Genomic DNA, 20,661 nt, shown 5'->3' on the forward strand with positions numbered 1-20,661 from the left:
CGATGCATAGTGAAGAGAGTTAAAAAATGGAGCGGCCCAGGCGCTCGGCCAGCAGCTCCAGCGCCGCCGTCCCGGCCAGGGAGTTGCCCGCCTTGTTGAGCTCGGGTGACCAGACGCAGATGGAAAGCTCTCCCGGGATCAGCGCCATGATGCCGCCCCCCACCCCGGATTTCCCCGGCATGCCGACCCGGTAGGCGAAGTCGCCCGCCTCGTCATAGAGGCCGCAGGTGGCGAGCAGGGCATTGACCTGCTTGGTGGTACGGGCCGGCAGCAGGGGCGTGCTCTCGCCAAGGGGGACGCCCCGGTTGGCCAGATAGACGAAGGCTCGTGCCAGATCGACGCAGCTCATGCGGATGGCGCAGGCATTGAAGTAGCTCTGCAATACCTTGTCCACCTCGTTCTCGAAGTTGCCATAGGCCTTCATCAGATAGGCGATGGCGGCATTGCGGGCGGAGTGCTGGTACTCGGAGCGCGCCACCACCTGATCCGCCATGATGGCCGGGTTGCCGCACAGGCGGCGCACCAGCTCCAGAGTGCGTTGGCGAGGAGCGGTGAGCCGGGTTTCCAGCAGATCGCTCACCACCAGGGCACCGGCGTTGATGAAGGGGTTGCGAGGAATGCCCTGCTCGAACTCCAGCTGGACGAGGGAGTTGAACGGCTGGCCAGAGGGCTCCTTGCCCACCCGGGCCCAGATCTCCTCCTCCTGATAGAGGGTCAAGGCCAGCGTGAGGCTCAGGGCCTTGGAGATACTCTGGATGGAGAAGGGCTCGAAAGCGTCACCTGCGGTGAACAATTCCCCTTCAACGGTACAGACCGCGATCCCCAGCCGGTCGGCAGGCACCTGGGCCAGGGCGGGAATGTAATCGGCCACCTTCCCCTGCCCGAGCAGCGGACGCACCTCTTCCAGGATGCCGGCCAGTAATTCGGATGACAACACCATTGGCTATTCCATGACGTGAAACGAGGCGGGGCCAGCCCACCGACAAAAATCCCGCCGGCGGCGGGATTTTCTATCTGCCCGGGAGGCAGTCAGATATCAGGCCGGCTCGCCGTACCAGAGATCGAACAGCTCGGTGACCACCACGGCCTCCAGCCCTTTGCCTTGCAGCCAGGTCTGAACGGCGGAACGGTCTTCGTCGGTGCACTTGCCGAGCTGCTGGGTACAGATCATCCCTTCCCAGGCCAGGTGACCCGAGCCGGCGAAGGCCAGCTTGCGAGGCTCAATCACCTCGTCGATCAGCGCATCGACCACGGCATCAATGGTCTCTTCGGCGGTGCCGACCGGGAAGTTGAAACTGATGTCGAACCCCATTTCCTGGAATTCATCGACGCGCAGTTTCTTGCGCAGACGGCGGCTACGGTTGGCCATGATAGCTCCTTAGTTGATACGTTGACTCAGTTGACTCGTTTGAAAATCAGATCCCAGACACCATGGCCCAGACGATGGCCACGCTGCTCGAATTTGGTCAGGGGGCGCCAGTCGGGACGGGGCACCCAGTTGCCGGTGGCGGAGGTGTTCTCGTACCCCTCGGCGGCACTCATCACCTCGAGCATGTGCTCGGCGTAGTTCTCCCAGTCGGTGGCCATGTGGAAGACGCCACCGATGGCAAGCTTCTGGCGGATATCCTGGGCAAAGGCAGGCTGCACGATGCGGCGCTTGTGGTGGCGGCTCTTGTGCCAGGGGTCAGGGAAGAAGAGCTGCAGGCAGGAGAGAGAACCGTTCGGGATCATGTGCTCCAGCACCTCCACCGCATCGTGGCAGATGACGCGCAGGTTGGTGACGCCCGCCTCCTGGGCGGTGCCAAGGCAGGCGCCCACACCCGGAGAGTGCACCTCGATGCCGATGAAGTTCTTCTCGGGGGCGTTCTTGGCCATCTCCACCAGGGAGGCGCCCATGCCGAACCCGATCTCCAGCACCACGGGTGCCTCGCGGCCAAACAGGGCCACCATGTCGAGCGGCTCTGGTGCGAAATCGATGCCCATGACCGGCCAGAGCTCTTCCAGGGCCTTCTCCTGCCCTTTGGTCAGGCGGCCTTCGCGACGGACGAAGCTGCGGATCTTGCGCATGAACTTGCCGTCTTCGTTAAACACATCTTGGGTCACAGACATAGTAAATTGCTCGTTATTGCATCGCTCTGGAACAGAGCCGACATAAATGGATCGCTCGTTATTGCATCAGTTCGCAAAAACAGGGGAGCGAATTATCCCAAGATAGGCACAAGGCGCAAGTGTTTCCCACAACAAATCCCCCGGGACTGCCCACATCTACCGGCAAGGTTGACAAATGCCACCCCCTTCACAGAATCTGCCGGACGTCGGGTTCATCCTGACGCGGAAAAATAAAACCATATACAACAAAGGATTGCAGTATGAAGAAAACCCTGTTGGCCCTCGCCCTGCCTGCCCTGCTGGCCGGTTGCAACCCCTCAGACAACGACTCCCAACCCCCTGCCCCCGCAGCTCAGGCCCATGAATTTCTGGTGCAACTGAGCTCTGGCGCAGAAGGGATAGGCGCTCGTCCCACGGGCACCGAGGCCGAAACCCGCGCCGCCGCCTGGATCCAGGATCACCTGGCCGGTTGGGGTTACGAGGTGCAGAACCAGCCATTCACCTACACCCGGGGCGGCACAGATCGAACCTCCCAGAACATCGTCGCCGAGCTCAAGGGTCAGAGCGACAAGGTGATCCTCATCGGTGCCCACTATGACAGCACCGGCGAGAAGAAAGGATCCGAAGGCGCCACCGACAACGGGGCCGGCGTCGCCGCCCTGCTGGCGGTTGCCGAGGCACTCAAGGGAGAGACCCTGCCCTACACGGTGCGCTTCGCCTTCTTCGGCGCCGAGGAGAACGGCCTCAACGGCTCCAAAGCCTATGCCGCCAGTCTCGACACCGATGCCGTCGCCAAGCTGCTGGCCATGGTGAACTACGACACCATCGCCGGGGGTGACATCGTCTATGTCCACTCGGCCCACTCCGACGTGGCCGAGTACAACTGCGCCGACCCGAACCGCTACAGCTTCGATCCCAAGGTGCGCGATCGCCTGCTGGCCATCTCCCAGCAGACCGCCACCCCGTTCGCCATCCACCCCAGCTACAGCGGCTATCCGGAAGGGGAGACCGGCAGCTGGTCCGATCATGCCCCCTTCGCCTGCCTGGGGGTGCCCATCGCCTACGTGGAGGCCACCAACTTCACCATCAACGGGGAAGATGGCTATGACGGCTACTCCCAGAGCACCAATCCGGCGCTGTGGGACTGCTACGACGACGCCACCAAGAGCGCCTGCGACCGGGACAGCGAGACCCAGTGGGGCAAGATCTGGCACACGGAGCATGATCGCCTCGACAAGATGGCCGAGCTCTTCCCGGGCCGGATCGAGCAGCAGCTCGGGGCCAACACCGACCTGATGATCCGCTTCCTCAAGGCGCCGGGGCTCTGAGCCCCATCCCGCCCGATGTCCCCCTGACAGGGGTTTTTGCGCCCCCGGCCGGGGTCGGGACGATAAAATTCGGGCAGGTGCCAAACCTGCCCTTTTTTATGGATTTTTGTGACAGCCATTGCCTCATTTCTGAAATCTGATACAAACGGATAACCTGGCGGTTGAATGGAGCGACCGCCACCTAGTCAGAGAGAACCCTATGCAGCCGTTTTTTGCCCAGCGCTTCGAGAAGGTCGAGCCTTCCTTTATCCGCGAAATCCTCAAAGTTGCCGCCAATCCGGAGATCATCTCCTTCGCCGGCGGCCTGCCCAACCCCCATCTGTTCCCGGTCAAGGCCATCGACCAGGCCTGTCAGGACGTGCTGCGCGAGCAGGGAGCCGCCGCGCTGCAATATGCCACCACCGAGGGCTTTGCCCCGCTGCGCCAGTTCATCGCCGATCGCTACCTGAGCCGCCACGGCATGGCCGTCAATCCTGACAACATCCTCATCACCAGCGGCTCCCAGCAGGCGCTGGATCTGCTGGGCAAGGTGCTGGTGAACGAGGGGCAGGATCTCATCATCGAAGAGCCGGGCTACCTTGGCGCCATCCAGGCGTTCTCCGTCTATCAACCGAATTTCAAGCCCATCACCCTGGCGGAAGAGGGGCTGGATCTGGCCGCGCTGGATGCGCTGCTGGAGCAGGGCTCCAGCGCCAGGCTGCTCTACGGCGTGCCCAACTTCCAGAACCCGAGCGGTGTTTCCTACAGCCGCGCCAACCGGGAAGCCCTGGCGGAGCGCCTGGTGCGCCATGATCTGCTGATGGTGGAAGACGACCCCTATGGCGAGCTGCGCTTCGAGGGGGAACACCTCCCTCCCATCGCCAAGCTGGCCCCCCACAACACCGTGCTGCTCGGGTCCTTCTCCAAGACGGTGGTGCCCGCCTTCCGCCTGGGCTGGATGGTGGTGCCGGACTGGCTGCGCAAGAAGGTCACCATCGCCAAGCAGGCCACCGACCTGCACAGCAACGCCTTCAGCCAGCAGGTGCTGCACCGCTTCCTGACCGACAACTCCCTCGACGCTCACCTGGAGAAGATCAAGGAGGTCTATGGTCGCCAGCGTGCCGCCATGGAAGCCGCCCTCGCCCGCCACTGTCCGCCCGGCGTCAGCTACACCCGTCCCGAAGGGGGCATGTTCCTCTGGCTGACCCTGCCGCCCAGCGTCAGTGCCATGGCCCTGTTCGACGAGGCCATCAAGGAGAAGGTTGCCTTCGTGCCCGGCGCCCCCTTCTATGTGCGCCCCGAGATCCAGAACACCCTGCGCCTGAGCTTCTCCTGTGTGGATGAGGCGACCACGGAAGAGGGTGTTCAGCGTCTGTGCCGCGCCCTGGCCCGCATGCTCTGAGCCATCCGGCCATAAAAAAACCAGCGACCCGGTCGCTGGTTTTTTTTGCCTCGCGCTTGCCCCTCATCGCCCCTGCCCGGTCAGCTGGCTGACAAACTCCTTCATGGGCATGGGCCTGCCAAACAGATAGCCTTGCAGGAAGGTCACCTCGCGGGCCTTCAGATAGTCGGCCTGCACCTGATTCTCCACCCCTTCCGCCACCAGTTGCAGACCGAGCCGGGTCGCCAGATCGATGACGTTCTCCACGATGTGGCTGGAGAGCGCGTCCGACCCAATCATGCCGACGAAGCTCTGATCGATCTTGAGGAAGTCGACCTGGAAGGTCTGCAGGTAGGTCAGGCTGGAGTGGCCGGTGCCGAAATCGTCGATGGCGATGAAGACACCGAGGGCATGCAGCTCGGCAAAGAGCCGGTCCGTCGTCTCGTCCGCCACGATGAGCTCGCGCTCGGTCAGCTCCAGCACCAGCTTGATGGGATTCCCCTTGAAGGCGTTGATGAAATCCCGGCAATCCTCCACCAGGCTCAGATCCTTGCAGTGGCTGGCGCTGATGTTGAAGCCAAAGTGGAACCCTCGCGGCAGATGGTGCGCCTTGCCCGCAAACTGTTCGCGCACCTGCGCCATCAGCAGCCGGGTCATGGGCACGATGAGACCACTGTCCTCTGCCAGGGGAATGAAGCGATCCGGCGAGATCATCCCCTGACGGGGGTGTTGCCAGCGCATCAGCACCTCGCAACCGCTCCAGTGGCCGTCCTCCCCGTTCACCACGGGTTGCAGATAGGGGATGAATTCCTGCTGGGACAGTGCCCGTTTCAGCTCCTGGGCCGGCGAAGTCGAACGGCCCATCAGCCAGAAGACCGCCACCCCGAGCAGCAGGCTCAGCAGAGGATAAATAATGACGCCCACCTTGGAGTAGTCCCAGATGTGGGCACGGTACTCATCCACCGACACCGTGGTCACTACCTTGAACGGGTACCTGGTCGAGACCTGTTCGAGATAGCCATTGCGATCCTTGGGGATCAGCTTGTCGGTGAGTTCGCTGTTTCGCAGCAGCATCTCGTTGCCGACCACCAGCCCCAGTGGGGAGTTGCGGCTCAGCATGTCCAGGATGTTGAGCAGGTAGTAGCCGTCGACCCCCACCAGCACGCTGAACTCGCCCACCTCTTCCCGGTAGGCGATGAGGGGGCGATTCGGGGTGACCGGGTTGCCCTTCATCAGGTCGAGCCTGCCCCCGACATAGTCATCCAGTTTGATGCCGCCATCGACCGGGCCATAGAGAGAAGAGCAGTAGATCCGATCCCCCCTGGCCAGGTTGACGCTGCGCACATCCGGCACCGTGGCCACCTGATCCCTGAGCCCCTGCACCACCTCGAGACAGGGCCTGCCCAGGCTGCCGGTGAGGGCCGACGCCGCCAACTGGGCATTGTCCAGAGTGCGGTCGAACATGACCCTGGCATGTTCCAGGCGCGCCACCGCATCCTGTTTCACGCCGGTGGCGGTCTGCCAGATGACGATGACAAGCCCAAGGAGCATGGGCAACAGACCGGCCAGCAAGGCACAGAGCAGCCGGACATAGAATTGACGCACCTTCAAACGTCGAAATGGCATAACGGCCCTCATGAACATGGCGAAAAAGCGCTCGAGTTTACCCGCTGGCGCCCGTTTGGCAAGCCGGAATGAGCCCCTGATACCGCCACGCCACGGCGCCCCCCGTGGTCGCAACGCCCGGCAACCCCGTGGACAAAGGGGGCGGCGTCTTGGGAGACAAAAATCATAATGCTCATAAAAACAGGAGCTTGTCCATCGGGCACCCAGGCTCTAGAGTAGACCCTAGAGCGTCAGGGAGGCAGGACATGAAGATACTGATCACGGGGGGCACGGGGTTTATCGGCCGCCGTCTGGTGGCACACCTCAAGGTGGCGCACGAAGTAGTCGTGCTGACCCGCCAGGGCAGCCGGGCCTACGAGCTGCTCGGCCACGATGTCACCCTGCTGGACAGCCTGGACAGGCTGGATCACCTCAATGACGTGGACATCGTCATCAACCTGGCCGGCGAACCCATCGCCGCCGGACGCTGGAGCGAGTCCCGCAAGCAGTTGCTCTGCAACAGCCGCTGGCTGCTGACCGAACAGCTGGTGGATCTCGTCAAACTCTCCAGCACGCCCCCCAGATTGCTGCTCAATGCCTCCGCCATCGGCTGGTATGGCCGCCAGGATGACGCTCCTCTGGATGAAACATGCCAGAACCCTCACGACGAATTCACCCACCGTCTCTGTCAGCAGTGGGAGCAGCTTGCCCAGCAGGCCCGCTCGGCCCAGACCCGGGTCTGCATCCTGCGCATCGGCCTGGTACTCGGCATGGAGGGGGGCGCCTTGCCCAGGATGCTGCCCCCTTACCGCCTCGGCCTCGGCGGCCCGATGGGCAGCGGCACCCAGATGATGAGCTGGATCCACGTGCAGGATCTGGTGCGGGCCATGCTGTTTCTCATCGAGCACGGCGAGTGTGACGGCATCTTCAACGGCACGGCCCCGCAACCGGTCAGCAATCGCCGGTTCAGCGAGACCCTGGCCGCCACGCTCCATCGCCCGCACCTCTTCTTCGTACCGGCCCCCCTCCTGCGACTCCTGATGGGAGAGGCGGCGGATCTGCTGCTCACCGGACAGCAGGTACTGCCCGCCCGCTTGCAGCAGGCCGGTTTTCACTTCAGCTTCCCGGCCCTGCCCGGCGCTCTGGACAATCTGCTGCACTCACCCCGTTGACCCAATGACACATCCCGACCGAGGTCGGGATGTGTCGAGCCATCAGAGCAGCCCCTGCCCCAGTCCCCTGAGCCGGTCGCTCAGGGTACCCGCCAGCAGTTGGCGGCGCATGCCCTGTCCGGCCAGGGTCACCAGCACGGCCCCAAGCAGTGGGAGTGCCGCCCAGATGGCCCAGTGGAACTGCCACTGCGCCCCCTCCCACCACCACTGCAGACCGAAGGAGCAGAGCTCCACCACCATGGCGGCGCAGAGCCCTGCCAGGGCACCGCTCGCCACCAGCTCCCAGCGCAACATCTTCTCGAGCAGGGCGCTGCCCGCCCCCAAGGTGCGCATCAGCAGCAGCTCCCGGCGCCGATGGGCCATGCCGGCCTGGGTCTGGGTCAGCAGCACCAGCAGGGCGGCCACCGTCACCAGCCCGAGCATCAACCCCAGGGCGCGGCTCACCTGATCGGAGACCAGGGTGAGGCGGCCTATCAGATCCTCCACATCGATGAGGCTCACCGTGGGGTGGCGGCGGATGAGTTCCACCTCTGCCCCTCGCCCCTCAGGCGGCAGACGATAGCTGCCGAGCCAGGTCTGGGAGAAGGGGGCCAACACATCCGGCGAGAAGATCATGTAGAAGTTCGGCCTCATGTTGTCCCACTTGATGGACCTCAGGCTGGTCACCCTGGCCTCGAACGCCCGCCCCTCTATGGTGAAGCCGAGCACGTCTCCGAGCGCGATGCCGAGCCGTCCCGCCAGCGCCTCGTCGACGGAGACCTCCCCCTTGCCGGCCAGCCATTGACCGGCAGTGACCTTGTTGTCGGCGGGCAGGGCCGATGTGGTGGTGAAGTTGAGCTCCCTGTCCACCCCCTCCCGCGCCGCATCCTCCCCCACCGCCTCACCGGCGATACGGATCAGGCGCCCGCGCACCATGGGGTAGAAGTCCGAGGTGATGGCCCCGGCCTGGTGCAGATCGGCCAGGATCCCTTCCCGCTCGCTGTCCGCCACATTGACCAGGAAGCGGTTCGGGGAGTCGGCAGGCAACCGGGTGGAAAAATCCTCCAGCAGATCGACCCGCGCCGCCCACAGCAGTCCGAACAGCATCAGGGCCAGGGCGAAGCCCGCCAGCTGGAACAGACCACTGCCCCGCTCCCGGGAGAGGTGATTGATGGCCAGGCGCAGGGCATGGGGCCCCTTGAGCCGACTGCCAAGACGCAGCAGCACGGAGGCGAGCAGGGCCAGCAGCGCCATCAACACCCCCATGCCACCGATGAGCCCGCAGGCCAGCCTGATGTCGGCGGTAAAGCCCCACACCAGGGCAAACAGCCCGATGAGCCCCACGGGCACCGTCAGCCAGGGGGGGATCCCCGCCTCCAGTTCCCGGCGCAGCACCCGCAGCGGCGGTACCTTGAGCAGCCTCAGGAAGGGAACGAACGCCAGCATCAGGGTGATGAAGAAGGCAACCGCAAGGCCCAGGGCAAAGGGTCGCCAGGAGGGGGGCGGCAGATCCGCAGGCAGCAGATCCCCCAGCAGGTTCAGGGTCAGCCACTGCATGGCGCTGCCCGCCACCAGCCCCATCAGGGCCCCCACCAGGGTCAGGGAGAACAGCAGGGTGCCCATCAGTTGCCACAGGGTGCGCCGCGAGGCCCCCAAGGTCTTGAGCAGGGCCACCATGTTGGTCTGGCGCTCGGCGAAATGGCGCACCGCTATCCCCATGGCCAGGGCGCCGAGCAGCACGCCGGCAAGGGATGCCAGACGGAAGAAGCGCTCGGCATTGCCCAGGGATTTCCCCACCTGGGTACCCTGATCGTCGGGTTTGACGAGCTTCTGCCCGGCGCTCAGCCTGGGGTTGAGCCAGGCCTCATAGCGGGCGATGGCGTCGCGGGGCCCCTTGACGAGATAGCGCCACTGCTGGCGACTGCCCGGCAGCAGGGCCCCGGTCGCCTCGATATCGGCGCTGTGGATCAAGGCCCTTGGCGCCATCTGGAAGGGACTGAACCCCTGATCCGGCTCCTGGCCCAACTCCCCAGCCACCGTCAGCCGAGTGTTGCCGACCTCGAGTACCTCCCCCACCTTGGCGCCGAGCAGCTGCATCACCCTGGCGGAGAGCCAGATCTCGCCGGGCGCCGGGGCGCGCTGGGGAGTGAGCTCAAGCTTGCCGTAGAAAGGAAAATCCCCGGGCACGGCGCGGATGGAGGCCAGTTGCAGGGTATCGCCGTGAAACAGCATGCTGTTGAAGCTGACCGTGGTCTGCACGGCAAGCCCCTCCTGATGCGCCTGCGCCAGCCACTCTGCCGGTGCCGGCGTCGCGGAGCGCAGCACCCTGTCCCCTCCGATGAAATCCCGCCCGGAGGCCTTGAGCCCCGCGTCCAGCCGATCCGCCACCAGAGCCACGCTGAGCACGCAGGCGACGCTCAGCGCCAGCGCCAGCACAAACCAGCGCAGCTCGCCGCTGAACCCTTCCCGGCGCAGCAGCTTCAATCCCAGTCGCCACTGACTCATGATGCCTCCCTCACCGTCCATGCTGCTGCCAGCGATCCCCTGGTGCAGCTCTGTCTCCACTGACTCATGACAGCTCTCCCACCCTGGCCGCCATGACAGTCTGTGCCTCCAGCCGCCCGGCTGACATCACCAGCTGCCGCTGGCAGCGCTGGGCCAGCTCATGGTCATGGGTCACCACCACCAGGGTGGTGTTGTGCTCGCGGTTGAGACGAAACAGCAGTTCGATCACCGTCTCCCCGGTCTTGCTGTCGAGGTTGCCGGTGGGCTCATCCGCCAGCAGCAGGCTGGGGCGGGTCATGAAGGCACGGGCAATGGCGACCCGCTGCTGCTCGCCGCCGGAGAGGCGCGGCGGCAGGTGGTGCAACCGCTCTCCCAGACCGACCTGTGCCAACAGCTCCCGGGCACGGGGCTCGCTGTCGGTCTCCCCCCGCAGCTCGGCCGGCAACATGACGTTTTCCAGGGCGCTCAGGGTGGGCAGCAGCAGGAACGACTGGAACACGAACCCCACCTGCTCGGCCCGCAGCCTGGCGCGTCCCTCCTCGTCCAGCCGGGTGAGGGAGTGGCCGAGGATCTCTATCTCGCCGCTGCTCGGCAGATCGAGACCGGCCAGCAAACCGAGCAGAGTGGACTTGCCGGAACCGGACGCACCGACCAGCGCCAGCGTCTCGCCGGTATTGACTTGCAGATCGATCCCTTCAAGGATGGTGAGGCTTTCCTGACCGAGGCGAACGGTTTTACCGAGCCCCCTGACGGCGATAATGGGCGTTGAACTCATCTTGGGTATCCTGTTTGCCTGAACCTGTAATGACAATAGAACGTGGGAGTTGACTGCATGATGCGTCTCTTGTTTGCCGTGAGTTGCCTGTGCTGCTGGGCAGCGTCCGTCCAGGCCCAGACCCTGCTGGTACTGGGCGACAGCCTGAGTGCCGGCTACCAGATGCAGGCCGAACAGAGCTGGCCTGCCCTGCTCAATGAAAAGTGGCAACAGCAGGGGGGAGAACACACCCTCATCAATGCCAGCATCAGCGGTGAAACGACCCAGGGCGGCCTGGCCCGCCTGCCCGCCCTGCTCGAAACCCACAAACCGGACTGGGTGTTGATCGAACTCGGCGCCAACGACGGGCTGCGGGGCTTTGCTCCCGCCATCACCCGGGCCAACCTGACCAAGATGATCGAGCTCACCCGGGCGCACCAGGCGAAGACGGTGCTGACCCAGATCCTGCTGCCCCGCAACTATGGGGCGCGCTATCTGCAGCAGTTCGAGCAGATTTTCCCGGACCTTGCGAAGGCCAACGACCTGCCGCTGATGCCCTTCTTTCTGGATGATATTGTGCTGCGCCCTGAACTCATGATGAACGATGGACTGCACCCGACGGCCGCCGCCCAGCCTCGGATCCGCGACAAGGTCGCCCGCTTTGTCGAGCCTCTGCTGACTCAGTAGCCCGGTGGCCGGGCCCATGGCCCTTCCCCTTGCCCAGCAAAAAGCCCCCGCATGGCGGGGGCTTTTTCATGGTTCGGCGTGCCGGGTTCAACGACCCAGGATCTGCCGCATCCGCTGCTGGGCCACGTCCACCAGCAAGTCGGGCTGGAATTTGGAGATGAAGCGATCACACCCCACCTTCTTGACCATGGCCTCGTTGAAGTTACCGCTCAGAGAAGTATTCAGGGTGATGAAGAGATCGGACATGCGCGGATCGCTGCGCACCTCGTGAGTCAGGCGATAACCATCCATCTCCGGCATCTCGGCGTCCGTGATCATCAGCATGATCTCGTCGGTCACCTTCTTGCCCGCATCGCACCACCCCTTGAGCAGCTTGAGGGCCTGCAAGCCGTCCTGGCACTCGATGACCTCGAGCCCGAGCTGGGCGAGGGTCTCGCGCACTTGGTTGCGGGCCGTGCTGGAGTCATCGACGATGAGCACCCGACGTCCCTGCATCTGGGGCAGGATCTCCTCGTCCAGCACCTCGGACGAGATGCGCACGTCATAGGTGATGATCTCCGCCAGCACCTTCTCCACGTCGATGATCTCGACGATCTGGTCGACGCCCCCTTCCGGGATGCGGGTGATGGCGGTGAGGTAGTTGGCACGACCCGCCGAACGGGGCGGCGGCAGTATGTCCTTCCAGGTCATGTTGACGATGTGGGCCACCTGCCCCACCAGGAATCCCTGAATGGTGCGGTTGTACTCGGTGATGATGAGATTGGACTCCTGATCGATGGCCATGGGGCGCATCCCGATGGCACCGCGCAGGTTGATGACGGGGATGGAGACGCCGCGAATGTTGGCGACACCGCTGATGTTGTGGTGGGACCCCGGCATCTTGTTCAGATGGGGCAGCTTGACCACTTCCCGCACCTTGAAGACGTTGATCGCAAACAGTTGCTGGCCACCCAAACGGAACATCAGCAGTTCCAGGCGATTCTCCCCTACAAGCTGGGTACGTTGATCCACTGAATCCAATATGCTCGCCATATAACGCCCTTACGTCCATTTCCCGAAATTGCCCCGCACCGGAGCTGCGACATGCCAACCAGCCCCGCTTTCCCTGTCGGGACAACGCAAGCCTATATAGAAATAATGAAAAGCGTCGAGGAAAGATAGGATCTTGACCACGGGGCGTGATCATCGCCCCATCACTGCCTCATGGCAAGCACAGCCACGCACCGGCCCCGACAACAAGGGTATCGACCACACGGGGCCATTGCTGAACCCCGGCGTGCCGCTCTTGTCATCCAGCGCGGTCAGCCAGCAACAAAAAGACCGGCCACATGGGCCGGTCCTGGGATGTGCAATGCGTCCGGGACGACTTAGAAGTTGTACTGCAGGGCCACGGCGACGATGTCGTCGGTGGACTTGTTCAGGCTGTTCTTGCCGGTGGAACCCACTTCGTCCAGCAGGTTGATCTTGTAGTCCACGTAGGCATTGAAGTTGTCGGTGAAGTTGTACCAGGCGCCCACGGAGACATATTCGGTCGCGGTGTCATCGATGCCGTGAGCGCTGTCCTTCACGTCGGTACGCAGGTAGGCCAGGGAGGGCTTGAACTTCGGCGTGATGTTGTACTGCACGACCGCTTCGTAACCATCCATCTTCTCGGCGTAACCGCGCAGGGAGCCGGTGTCCACGAAGAGGTGATCTTCACCGTGGGAGTAGGTGGCGGCCATGTAGAGGTTGCCGACGGCGTACTTGGCGCCCACCCCGAACAGCTTGGCGTCGCTGTCGCCGCCGAAGCTCACGTTCTCGGCCTGCTCGTCGGTCTTGCCTGCCTGGTTGTAGGCGGCACCCAGGCTCAGGCCCATGTTGAAGTCATAGTTGGCAGAGAGGGCATACCCCTCGGAAGAACCTTTCGGGCTCCAGGTGCTGTTCGGGCCGACGCGCTCGCTGCGGCTCGCGTTCTGCGGGTCGTTGTTGCCGGTGAACTGGGCACCCAGGGTCAGCCCCTGCCAGTTGTACATGTACTGGGCCAGGCCGTTGGTACGACCGGTGCCGAACACCTCGGTGTCCTTGCCCAGACCATCACCACCCCACTCCGGCAGCACGTCGGTGTAGTTGTTCACCGCCTTGGTGAACAGACCGTCCTGGCGGCCGTAGCTAAAGGCACCGAAGCGATCGTGCTTGATGCCCGCATAGGCGTAACGCAGCTCGTCGTTGTCAGAACCGGAGACCGGCAGGTTGTACTCGGCGAAGCCGAACGCGGTCAGATCCTCGTCAACCTTGGTTTCACCTGCGATGTGCAGACGCAGGTAGCTGGCATCGCCTTCGGTGGCGTTGTCATCGGTGCCGTAGTACATGCCGTTGACGCGGCCGCCGATGTCCAGTTTGGTACCATTCTGATCGTAAACGTTGGCGGCCTGTGCACCACCGGCCAGCAGCAGGCTGGAGATGGCCATCGTCAATGCTGTCTTTTTCATTGTTCTTTCCTCAGGTGTAAGCACTCTCTGTCAGACCAGAGTTCGGTCGTGATGATCGGTTGATGTGCCGATGGCCTAAGGTAGATCCGGAAACCTTGATGGGAACTGAAGCGGCGAACGATTAATTATAAAAGCATCAATTCGAGCAGGCACCGCGACATATAGTGTCACATTAAATAACATTGGTGGAATTTATGACCACAAAAATCACTTTTGCAATATAAGTGAACTGAAAGATTTGATTAATGCAGTTTAATCCTTCAACAAGGCGAGAAGCAGGGAAGCGCTGCCGGGCGACACGGACTCCCCGCTTATGTTCCCCGCCTCGTCAGACCGGCTGCCAGCCGCGCATGACCCTCAGCAGATCCTTCCAGCTCACTATGCCCACCAGGGCGCCGTTTTCCAGCACAGGCAGGCAGGAGATCTGGTGCTCCAGCATGAGGCCGGCGGCCTCTTTCAGGGAGCGTTCGGGGGAGACGGTGATGGGTTCACGGCTCATGATCTGGTGGGCGCGCCGGTTGAGGGTCTCGGTGTCCCGGTTCATCTCGGCATCCGTGTCCAGATAGGGGCTGATGGCACGCAGCAGATCCCGGTCCGAGATGACCCCCACCAGCTTCTCTTCTTCCACCACCAGGAGGTGGCGGAAATGGGCCTGCTCGAAGATCTCCTTGATGACGCTCAGCCTGTCATCCATGGAAACGGTCGCGACCCGGGTCGTCATGATCTCTTTAATCAACATGGTCAGCCTCCTGCCCCCCAGATGTCTCTGTTATGACACGTTTTTCCGGCGGCAGCCATCCCCCCCGCCCTCAAGTGCAAATTTGTGTCATTTCACGTAAGATCCACGCCAGTTTCTCTCCTTCAATCGAGCCAAGCAGACCCATCCATGATAGTTGCCAGTCAAATCGAACTGATCCGCGGCGGCCGCACGCTGCTGGACAACGCGTCCGCCACCATACACCCCGGCCACAAGGTGGGCCTGGTGGGCAAGAACGGCTGTGGCAAGTCCACCTTCTTTGCGCTGGTGCGGGGCGAGCTGGCCATCGACAACGGCAGCTTCAGCCTGCCCGCCGGCTGGCAGATTGCCGGCGTGGCCCAGGAGACCCCGGCGCTGGACTGCTCCGCCCTGGAGTACGTGATCGACGGCGACAAGGAGTTCCGCGCCCTGGAGGGCGAGCTCGCCCGGGCCGAGGCGGATGACAACGGTCTGCTGGTGGCCGAGCTGCACGGCAAGCTCGATACCATAGGTGCCTACAGCATTCGCGCCCGCGCCGCCGAGCTGCTGCACGGTCTGGGTTTTGGCGGCGATCAGCTCGACTCGCCGGTCAGAAGCTTCTCCGGTGGCTGGCGCATGCGCCTGAACCTGGCCCAGGCGCTGCTCTGCCGCTCCGATCTGCTGCTGCTGGATGAACCGACCAACCACCTGGATCTGGACGCCGTCATCTGGCTGGAGAAGTGGCTCAAGGGCTATCAGGGCACGCTGGTGCTCATTTCTCACGACCGCGACTTCCTCGATTCCGTGGTGAATCGCATCATCCATATCGAGAACGGCAAGCTCAACGAATACAGCGGCGGCTACTCCGACTTCGAACTGCAACGGGCCGAGCACCTGGCCCAGCAGCAGTCCATGTACGAGAAGCAGCAACGGGAGATGGCCCACATGCAATCCTATGTGGACCGCTTCCGCTACAAGGCCTCCAAGGCCCGTCAGGCCCAAAGCCGGCTCAAAGCCATGGAGCGGATGGAGAAGATCCTGCCCGCCCACGCCGACTCCGAGTTCAGCTTCGAGTTTCGCGAGCCCTCCGCTCTGCCGACCCCGCTCATCGCCATGGAGAACCTCAGCGCCGGTTACGGCGACAAGGTGATCCTGGAGAAGATCAAGCTCAACCTGGTGCCGGGCTCGCGCATCGGCCTGCTCGGTCGCAACGGCGCGGGCAAGTCCACCTTCATCAAGATGCTGTCGGGCTCCAACCCGCCCCTCTCCGGCAAGCTGGAGGTGAGCGCCGGGGTGAGCATCGGCTACTTCGCCCAGCATCAGCTCGAGACCCTGCGCCTCGATGACAGCCCCCTCGATCACCTGGTGCGCCTCGCGCCGGACAAGACCGAGCAGGAGCTTCGCAACTACCTCGGCAGCTTCGGTTTTCACGGCGACAAGGTACTCGACAAGGTGGCCCCCTTCTCCGGTGGTGAGAAAGCGCGTCTGGTACTGGCCCTCATCACCTGGCAAAAGCCCAACCTGCTGCTCCTGGATGAACCGACCAACCACCTGGATCTGGAGATGCGCCACGCCCTGACCATGGCCCTGCAAGGGTTCGAGGGAGCCATGGTGGTGGTCTCTCACGACCGTCATCTGCTGCGCACCACCACGGATGACTTCTATCTGGTCCACGGCGGCCGGGTCGAGCCCTTCGATGGGGATCTCGACGACTACCACAAGTGGCTCGGCGAGCAGGAGAAAGAGGCCAATGCCAAGCCGTCAGATGGCCCCGTCTCCGCCAACTCGGCGGTGGCGCGCAAGGATCAGAAGCGCCTTGAGGCCCAGTTCCGGCAAGCAACCCGGCCGCTTCGCCAGAAGCTCGAGAAGCTCGAGGCCAGCATGGAGAAGCTGCAAGGCAGGCTCGCCGACATCGAGCACCAGCTGGCCGATCCCGCCATCTATGAAGAGATCGCCAAGGGCAAGCTCTCCGAGCTACTCAAGTCCCAGGGCCCCCTCAAGGAGGAGCTGGAGCACGTCGAGCTGGAGTGGATGAGCCTCTCTGAGGAGCTGGAAACCATGGAGCAGGCCTTCTTTGCGTGATGAAGCCTTGATGGCCAGCGAGCGGGTCAGCCCCGACGCCCTGCCCACCCCTTCCGAGTTCTGGACATGGAGCACAGGCGCCTATGGCCAGCGCAGCCAGGACTGGCTCCACGTGCAAAGCATGGGGGGCAACGTCAACCTGGCACTCCTGCTGCACCACCTCGACCTGCTCCGGATCCCGGTCGACCTCACGGACTTGCAACCGGCCCTGGTACAGACCGAGGCGGTGCTGCTCCCCTGGCGCACCCTGCGCCAGCAGGCCAAGTCACGGGTGGGGGCCGAGGAGTACCATACCATGCTGGCCCACGAACTGGAGCTGGAGCGGCTGCAACAGGGGGTCTTGCTGCAGACCCTGCGCACCCTCGCCCTGTTTCGCGGCGACAGCCGCAACCTGTTTCACTATCTATCGTTACTGGGTGCCCAGCAGGGCCCCCTCAGAGATCTCATATGCTGAGCTACCGCCACGCCTTTCACGCCGGCAACCACGCCGATGTGCTCAAACACGCCGTCCAGGCCCTGATCATCGAGTCCCTCAAGAAGAAGGAGAAACCCTTCATCGTGCTGGACACCCATGCCGGTGGCGGTCTCTACGACCTGCGCGGCGACTGGTCCCAGAAGAAAGCGGAATATGCCGACGGGATCAAACGCCTGTGGGATGAGCGGGCCCAGTGGTCTGCCATGGCCCCCTATCTGGGTGTCATCGAGGAGATGAACAGCGATGGCCAGCTGCACTACTACCCCGGCTCGCCGGAGCTGTCCCGCCGCCTTATCCGCGATCAGGACAAGCTGGCGCTGATGGAGCTGCACAACAACGAGGTGGAGGATCTTCGCGCCAACATGGGGTACGACCCCCGCGTCGCCGTCCACCATCGCGACGGCTTCGAGGGGCTGGTGGCCCTGCTGCCCCCCACCCCGCGCCGTGGCCTGGTGCTCATCGACCCCCCTTATGAGCTCAAGGAAGATTACTTCGCCGTGGTCGATACCCTTAAAAAAGCGCAAAAGCGCTGGGCCACCGGCATCTACGCCCTCTGGTATCCCATCCTCGGGCAAGAGGCGGACAAGTCCCGCGACATGCTCAAAGCGATCAAGCGCGAGAACTTCGGCAACGTCCTGGTAGCGGAGTTGGAAGTGGCCGGCCAGACTGCCGATTGGGGCATGAACGGCTCCGGCATGCTCATCGTCAGCCCCCCCTGGATGCTGGACGAGCAGATCGAGGCCTTCTTGAAACCCTTGTGCGCCAGGCTGGCCCAGGGCGCCGGCGCCCAGTACAGGGTGGAGTGGCTGAGCAAGGCCGAGGCCTGACCCTCGGAACCGCAGAAAATGGGAAAGGGCCTGCCACAGCAGGCCCTTTTTCATTGGGGCAGATGATCCGGCCCGCTCACCCTGGCCAGCCGCTCGGGCAGGCGGCTCGCCAGCCAGTCGATGGCGAGCCGGGTCTTGAGGGGCAGATGCGGGCCATGGGGCCAGAGGGCGTTGATGGGATAGCGCCGACCCGGCAACCGGGCCAGCAGCTCGCGCAGCTCGCCCCGCTCGAGGTGGGGCCGCGCCAGCCAGGTCGGCAACCAGGCCAGGCCAAAGCCCGCGATGGCCGCCTGGGTGATGGCGTTGAGATCGTCCATCTGCAACCGCCCTCTGGGCTGAACCTCGCGCCATGCCTCGGCCTCCTGCCACCACCACGACAGCACCCGCCCCTGGCGCAAATAGGCGATGCACTCATGATCCGGTAACTCGGCCAGGGTCACAGGTTCCCCCCGCTCGGCCAGATAGGCGGGCGAGGCGCAGAGCGTCATGCCGTGCTCCCCGAGCCTGCGCGCCGCCAGATCCAGGCTGTCCGGCGGCTCTGCGTTGCGGATCACCAGATCCACCCCCTCCTCCACCAGATCCACCTTGCGATCGCTGAACGACAGCTCCAGGGCCAGCCCGGGATGCGCCTTCGCCAGCGCCAGCAAAATGGGGGCCACGCACTGCTGGCCGAACAGCACCGGCATGGAGACCTTCAATCTGCCGTTGAGGGTGAGCTTGTTGCTGGCCAGCGCCGCTTCCCCAAGACGCACCTCCTCCAGCGCCCGCAGGCAGTGGCGATAGAAGAGCGCCCCCTCCTCGGTCAGGCTCTGGCTGCGGGTAGTGCGATGAAACAGTTGCACGCCGAGACGCAGCTCCAGCCGCGCCACCCCCTTGCCCACCGCCGAGCGGGTGAGGTGAAGCCGCTCCGCCGCCTGGGCGAAGCTGCCCGCCTCCACCACGGTGGCGAAGAGATCGATGCCGTTGAGCGTGTTTGCCATCTATTGCATACCTTTTGGAACCAATATGGCGAAATACTATCAGCACTGCGGAAAAAAATGACTGGTAAGCTCCCTTCATTCTTCACACGTTTCAGATGGAGTTCCCCTCATGAGCCAGATCCTGCTGCTGCAATCCAGCCTCAACGGCCCCGCATCCCGCACCAACCAGTTGATGGAGCACTTCCTGCAAACACGCCGGGAGCAGGGCCACCAGGACCAGGTGGTGGTGCGCGACCTGACCGCCCTCGACTTGCCCGCCCTCGACAGGCCGTTGTTTCACGCCCTGCGGGGGGCTGAACCGGCCAATGAGGCCATCCGGCAGGCGGTGGCGCTGTCGGATCGGCTGATTGCCGAACTCAAGGCCGCCGACCTGCTGCTGATCGGCGCCCCCATGTACAACCTCAACGTGCCGACCCCCCTCAAGAACTGGTTCGGTCTGGTGGCGCGGGCCAGGGTGACCTTCCGTTACACCGACACCTACCCCATGGGGCTGGTGGAGGGGGTCAACGCCCTGGTGTTCAGCAGCCGCGGCGGCGTGCATCAGGGACAGACGACAGATGCGGTCACCCCCTACCTCAAGTCCGTGCTCGGCCTGATGGGCATCCCGGTGGACTTCGTCTACGCAGAGGGGATGGATCTGCGCCCCCACGGGGCGGAACAGGGAATGCGCGAGGCCCATGCTCGGATCGCTGACCTAGGCAGGTAGGGCCATCATCCGATCTTGCCCCTTCCAACCGGCCACCTGCTGCGCGGGACATTCCAAGTAAAAAAGCCCCGCAAGGGGCTTTGCTATGACTGCGGCAGTGGCGGCTGAAGAGACTAGGCTTGCCTGGCATCGGCGCCTGCGGGCATGTCCCGCCAGAGCGCCAGAATGAGCAGCGCCAGCAGGGCAAAGGGCGGCACCAGGCAGAGCAACACGCACAGGAAGGTGACAAGCCCCGGGTGGCGGCTCTTGCGCCGGGCCAGTCGCCAGGCCACCACGCCGACGACGATCATCAGCAGCAGCATGAAGAGAACAAACAGGTTGGAGTTGATGGTCATGAAAGCTCCTTTTTCATGGCAAAAGGCACACTCTAGCGCCGCTGCGGTCCCGGGCAACTCCCAATCTGGTGGGGCCTCCCCCTGGTCGATAGGCATTTTCTATTTCGCCGATAAATGAGAATGGTTTTCATTTGATGGAATTCTGGGTGATACTGCTTTCATCGCCAGAGGAGACACCACCATGAAAAAGACCATCAGCTTCGCCATCCTGCACTTTTGTGTCGCCTTCACCGTGGCTTACCTGCTGACCGGCGAACTGCTCACCGCCAGCCTGATCGCCCTCATCGAGCCCGCCGTGAACACGGTCGCCTTCTACTTCCACGACCTTGGCTGGCACAAGCTCAAGCCTGAACACAGCCTGCAGGCCAAGACCAGCAGCTTCGCCCTGGTCCACTTCTCGGTGGCCTTCGGTGTCGCCTACCTGCTGAGTGGCGAGCTGCTCACCGGCGGCGTGATGGCACTGATCGAACCTGCCATCAACACCGTCGTTTTCTTCTTCCACGAGCGGCTGTGGCGCAGCCGCCAGACCTTGGCGCTGGCCGGCGTCTGATTGCCATGCAGGGCCGCCCGCCAC

20 protein-coding genes are annotated in these 20,661 nt (G+C 63.5%); 9 read left to right on the forward strand and 11 right to left on the reverse strand.

The annotated features are described in order from the left end of the window. Positions 1-19: 19 nt before the first annotated feature. The 3 genes from glsB to trmB all read right to left on the reverse strand — a co-directional run bounded on the left by glsB (position 20) and on the right by trmB (position 2,109). Complete coding sequence (glsB, locus tag AB5Y93_RS09225; protein WP_010675499.1) at positions 20-940, reverse strand: glutaminase B; 921 nt, start codon at positions 938-940, stop codon at positions 20-22. A 96-nt stretch (positions 941-1,036) separates the two neighbouring features. Further along, positions 1,037-1,369: a YggL family protein gene (locus AB5Y93_RS09230; protein WP_039040181.1), complete on the reverse strand. Its 333-nt coding sequence runs from the start codon at positions 1,367-1,369 to the stop codon at positions 1,037-1,039. Between the two features lie 26 nt (positions 1,370-1,395). Further along, a complete protein-coding gene (trmB, locus tag AB5Y93_RS09235; protein ID WP_010675501.1) occupies positions 1,396-2,109 on the reverse strand; it encodes a tRNA (guanosine(46)-N7)-methyltransferase TrmB in 714 nt (237 codons plus the stop codon). Between the two features lie 260 nt (positions 2,110-2,369). Between trmB and AB5Y93_RS09240 the strand changes: the two genes are divergently transcribed. Both AB5Y93_RS09240 and AB5Y93_RS09245 read left to right on the forward strand, forming a co-directional pair. Then, positions 2,370-3,437 carry a M28 family metallopeptidase gene (locus AB5Y93_RS09240; RefSeq protein WP_368229213.1) on the forward strand — a complete coding sequence of 356 codons (1,068 nt, stop codon included), beginning with the start codon at positions 2,370-2,372 and terminating at the stop codon, positions 3,435-3,437. Between the two features lie 199 nt (positions 3,438-3,636). Beyond that, on the forward strand, positions 3,637-4,818 hold the full coding sequence (locus AB5Y93_RS09245; protein ID WP_368229214.1) for a PLP-dependent aminotransferase family protein: 1,182 nt from the start codon (positions 3,637-3,639) through the stop codon (positions 4,816-4,818). A 63-nt stretch (positions 4,819-4,881) separates the two neighbouring features. Here AB5Y93_RS09245 and AB5Y93_RS09250 read toward each other — a convergent pair whose 3' ends face one another. Next, positions 4,882-6,423: an EAL domain-containing protein gene (locus AB5Y93_RS09250; RefSeq protein WP_368229215.1), complete on the reverse strand. Its 1,542-nt coding sequence runs from the start codon at positions 6,421-6,423 to the stop codon at positions 4,882-4,884. A gap of 245 nt (positions 6,424-6,668) precedes the next feature. On the opposite strand from AB5Y93_RS09250, the gene AB5Y93_RS09255 reads away from it, so the two are divergent. Continuing rightward, positions 6,669-7,574, forward strand: coding sequence for a TIGR01777 family oxidoreductase (locus AB5Y93_RS09255; protein WP_214004343.1), 906 nt, complete (start codon positions 6,669-6,671; stop codon positions 7,572-7,574). Positions 7,575-7,616: 42 nt separating this feature from the next. Here the strand turns inward: AB5Y93_RS09255 and AB5Y93_RS09260 are convergent, their stop codons facing one another. Next, positions 7,617-10,058, reverse strand: coding sequence for an ABC transporter permease (locus AB5Y93_RS09260; RefSeq protein WP_368229216.1), 2,442 nt, complete (start codon positions 10,056-10,058; stop codon positions 7,617-7,619). A 64-nt stretch (positions 10,059-10,122) separates the two neighbouring features. Further along, positions 10,123-10,833, reverse strand: coding sequence for an ABC transporter ATP-binding protein (locus AB5Y93_RS09265; protein ID WP_010675507.1), 711 nt, complete (start codon positions 10,831-10,833; stop codon positions 10,123-10,125). Between the two features lie 57 nt (positions 10,834-10,890). Between AB5Y93_RS09265 and AB5Y93_RS09270 the strand changes: the two genes are divergently transcribed. Beyond that, a complete protein-coding gene (locus tag AB5Y93_RS09270; protein WP_039040186.1) occupies positions 10,891-11,499 on the forward strand; it encodes an arylesterase in 609 nt (202 codons plus the stop codon). Between the two features lie 87 nt (positions 11,500-11,586). On the opposite strand, the gene AB5Y93_RS09275 is transcribed toward AB5Y93_RS09270, so the two are convergent. From AB5Y93_RS09275 to AB5Y93_RS09285, 3 genes are all read right to left on the reverse strand, one after another. Continuing rightward, positions 11,587-12,531 carry a chemotaxis protein CheV gene (locus tag AB5Y93_RS09275; protein ID WP_368229217.1) on the reverse strand — a complete coding sequence of 315 codons (945 nt, stop codon included), beginning with the start codon at positions 12,529-12,531 and terminating at the stop codon, positions 11,587-11,589. A gap of 335 nt (positions 12,532-12,866) precedes the next feature. Continuing rightward, complete coding sequence (locus tag AB5Y93_RS09280; RefSeq protein WP_043156284.1) at positions 12,867-13,967, reverse strand: porin; 1,101 nt, start codon at positions 13,965-13,967, stop codon at positions 12,867-12,869. Positions 13,968-14,295: 328 nt separating this feature from the next. Further along, complete coding sequence (locus AB5Y93_RS09285) at positions 14,296-14,706, reverse strand: CBS domain-containing protein (RefSeq protein ID WP_041212425.1); 411 nt, start codon at positions 14,704-14,706, stop codon at positions 14,296-14,298. A 147-nt stretch (positions 14,707-14,853) separates the two neighbouring features. Between AB5Y93_RS09285 and AB5Y93_RS09290 the strand changes: the two genes are divergently transcribed. From AB5Y93_RS09290 to AB5Y93_RS09300, 3 genes are read left to right on the forward strand one after another with little or no spacing between them, the layout of a single operon-like run. Further along, positions 14,854-16,764 carry an ABC transporter ATP-binding protein gene (locus tag AB5Y93_RS09290; RefSeq protein ID WP_368229218.1) on the forward strand — a complete coding sequence of 637 codons (1,911 nt, stop codon included), beginning with the start codon at positions 14,854-14,856 and terminating at the stop codon, positions 16,762-16,764. Beyond that, positions 16,757-17,218 carry a DUF2390 domain-containing protein gene (locus AB5Y93_RS09295; protein WP_368229219.1) on the forward strand — a complete coding sequence of 154 codons (462 nt, stop codon included), beginning with the start codon at positions 16,757-16,759 and terminating at the stop codon, positions 17,216-17,218. Before AB5Y93_RS09290 ends, AB5Y93_RS09295 begins: the two co-directional genes overlap by 8 nt. Continuing rightward, positions 17,212-18,066 carry a 23S rRNA (adenine(2030)-N(6))-methyltransferase RlmJ gene (locus tag AB5Y93_RS09300; RefSeq protein WP_180911392.1) on the forward strand — a complete coding sequence of 285 codons (855 nt, stop codon included), beginning with the start codon at positions 17,212-17,214 and terminating at the stop codon, positions 18,064-18,066. The genes AB5Y93_RS09295 and AB5Y93_RS09300 overlap by 7 nt, the downstream gene beginning before the upstream one ends. Positions 18,067-18,116: 50 nt before the next feature. On the opposite strand, the gene AB5Y93_RS09305 is transcribed toward AB5Y93_RS09300, so the two are convergent. After that, entirely contained in the window at positions 18,117-19,046 is a 930-nt protein-coding gene (locus AB5Y93_RS09305) for a LysR family transcriptional regulator (RefSeq protein ID WP_319900963.1), read from the reverse strand. 109 nt (positions 19,047-19,155) lie between these two features. On the opposite strand from AB5Y93_RS09305, the gene AB5Y93_RS09310 reads away from it, so the two are divergent. Further along, positions 19,156-19,752, forward strand: a complete 597-nt coding sequence (locus AB5Y93_RS09310; protein ID WP_368229220.1) for an FMN-dependent NADH-azoreductase — start codon at positions 19,156-19,158, stop codon at positions 19,750-19,752. 113 nt (positions 19,753-19,865) lie between these two features. Here the strand turns inward: AB5Y93_RS09310 and AB5Y93_RS09315 are convergent, their stop codons facing one another. Further along, complete coding sequence (locus tag AB5Y93_RS09315) at positions 19,866-20,087, reverse strand: hypothetical protein (protein ID WP_039040192.1); 222 nt, start codon at positions 20,085-20,087, stop codon at positions 19,866-19,868. A gap of 181 nt (positions 20,088-20,268) precedes the next feature. Here AB5Y93_RS09315 and AB5Y93_RS09320 point away from each other — a divergent pair, with 181 nt between their 5' ends. Further along, positions 20,269-20,637: a DUF2061 domain-containing protein gene (locus tag AB5Y93_RS09320; protein WP_010675518.1), complete on the forward strand. Its 369-nt coding sequence runs from the start codon at positions 20,269-20,271 to the stop codon at positions 20,635-20,637. Positions 20,638-20,661 lie beyond the last annotated feature (24 nt).

The organism is Aeromonas sp. R10-1 (assembly GCF_040908465.1).
Taxonomy (GTDB): domain Bacteria; phylum Pseudomonadota; class Gammaproteobacteria; order Enterobacterales; family Aeromonadaceae; genus Aeromonas; species Aeromonas caviae.

What these genes read in the sequence shown, in the direction of transcription:
- glsB (WP_010675499.1), bottom strand. Translation starts at nt 940, where the DNA reads ATGGTGTTGTCATCCGAATTACTGGCCGGCATCCTGGAAGAGGTGCGT.
- AB5Y93_RS09230 (WP_039040181.1), bottom strand. Translation starts at nt 1,369, where the DNA reads ATGGCCAACCGTAGCCGCCGTCTGCGCAAGAAACTGCGCGTCGATGAA.
- trmB (WP_010675501.1), bottom strand. Translation starts at nt 2,109, where the DNA reads ATGTCTGTGACCCAAGATGTGTTTAACGAAGACGGCAAGTTCATGCGC.
- AB5Y93_RS09240 (WP_368229213.1), top strand. Translation starts at nt 2,370, where the DNA reads ATGAAGAAAACCCTGTTGGCCCTCGCCCTGCCTGCCCTGCTGGCCGGT.
- AB5Y93_RS09245 (WP_368229214.1), top strand. Translation starts at nt 3,637, where the DNA reads ATGCAGCCGTTTTTTGCCCAGCGCTTCGAGAAGGTCGAGCCTTCCTTT.
- AB5Y93_RS09250 (WP_368229215.1), bottom strand. Translation starts at nt 6,423, where the DNA reads ATGCCATTTCGACGTTTGAAGGTGCGTCAATTCTATGTCCGGCTGCTC.
- AB5Y93_RS09255 (WP_214004343.1), top strand. Translation starts at nt 6,669, where the DNA reads ATGAAGATACTGATCACGGGGGGCACGGGGTTTATCGGCCGCCGTCTG.
- AB5Y93_RS09260 (WP_368229216.1), bottom strand. Translation starts at nt 10,058, where the DNA reads ATGAGTCAGTGGCGACTGGGATTGAAGCTGCTGCGCCGGGAAGGGTTC.
- AB5Y93_RS09265 (WP_010675507.1), bottom strand. Translation starts at nt 10,833, where the DNA reads ATGAGTTCAACGCCCATTATCGCCGTCAGGGGGCTCGGTAAAACCGTT.
- AB5Y93_RS09270 (WP_039040186.1), top strand. Translation starts at nt 10,891, where the DNA reads ATGATGCGTCTCTTGTTTGCCGTGAGTTGCCTGTGCTGCTGGGCAGCG.
- AB5Y93_RS09275 (WP_368229217.1), bottom strand. Translation starts at nt 12,531, where the DNA reads ATGGCGAGCATATTGGATTCAGTGGATCAACGTACCCAGCTTGTAGGG.
- AB5Y93_RS09280 (WP_043156284.1), bottom strand. Translation starts at nt 13,967, where the DNA reads ATGAAAAAGACAGCATTGACGATGGCCATCTCCAGCCTGCTGCTGGCC.
- AB5Y93_RS09285 (WP_041212425.1), bottom strand. Translation starts at nt 14,706, where the DNA reads ATGTTGATTAAAGAGATCATGACGACCCGGGTCGCGACCGTTTCCATG.
- AB5Y93_RS09290 (WP_368229218.1), top strand. Translation starts at nt 14,854, where the DNA reads ATGATAGTTGCCAGTCAAATCGAACTGATCCGCGGCGGCCGCACGCTG.
- AB5Y93_RS09300 (WP_180911392.1), top strand. Translation starts at nt 17,212, where the DNA reads ATGCTGAGCTACCGCCACGCCTTTCACGCCGGCAACCACGCCGATGTG.
- AB5Y93_RS09305 (WP_319900963.1), bottom strand. Translation starts at nt 19,046, where the DNA reads ATGGCAAACACGCTCAACGGCATCGATCTCTTCGCCACCGTGGTGGAG.
- AB5Y93_RS09310 (WP_368229220.1), top strand. Translation starts at nt 19,156, where the DNA reads ATGAGCCAGATCCTGCTGCTGCAATCCAGCCTCAACGGCCCCGCATCC.
- AB5Y93_RS09315 (WP_039040192.1), bottom strand. Translation starts at nt 20,087, where the DNA reads ATGACCATCAACTCCAACCTGTTTGTTCTCTTCATGCTGCTGCTGATG.
- AB5Y93_RS09320 (WP_010675518.1), top strand. Translation starts at nt 20,269, where the DNA reads ATGAAAAAGACCATCAGCTTCGCCATCCTGCACTTTTGTGTCGCCTTC.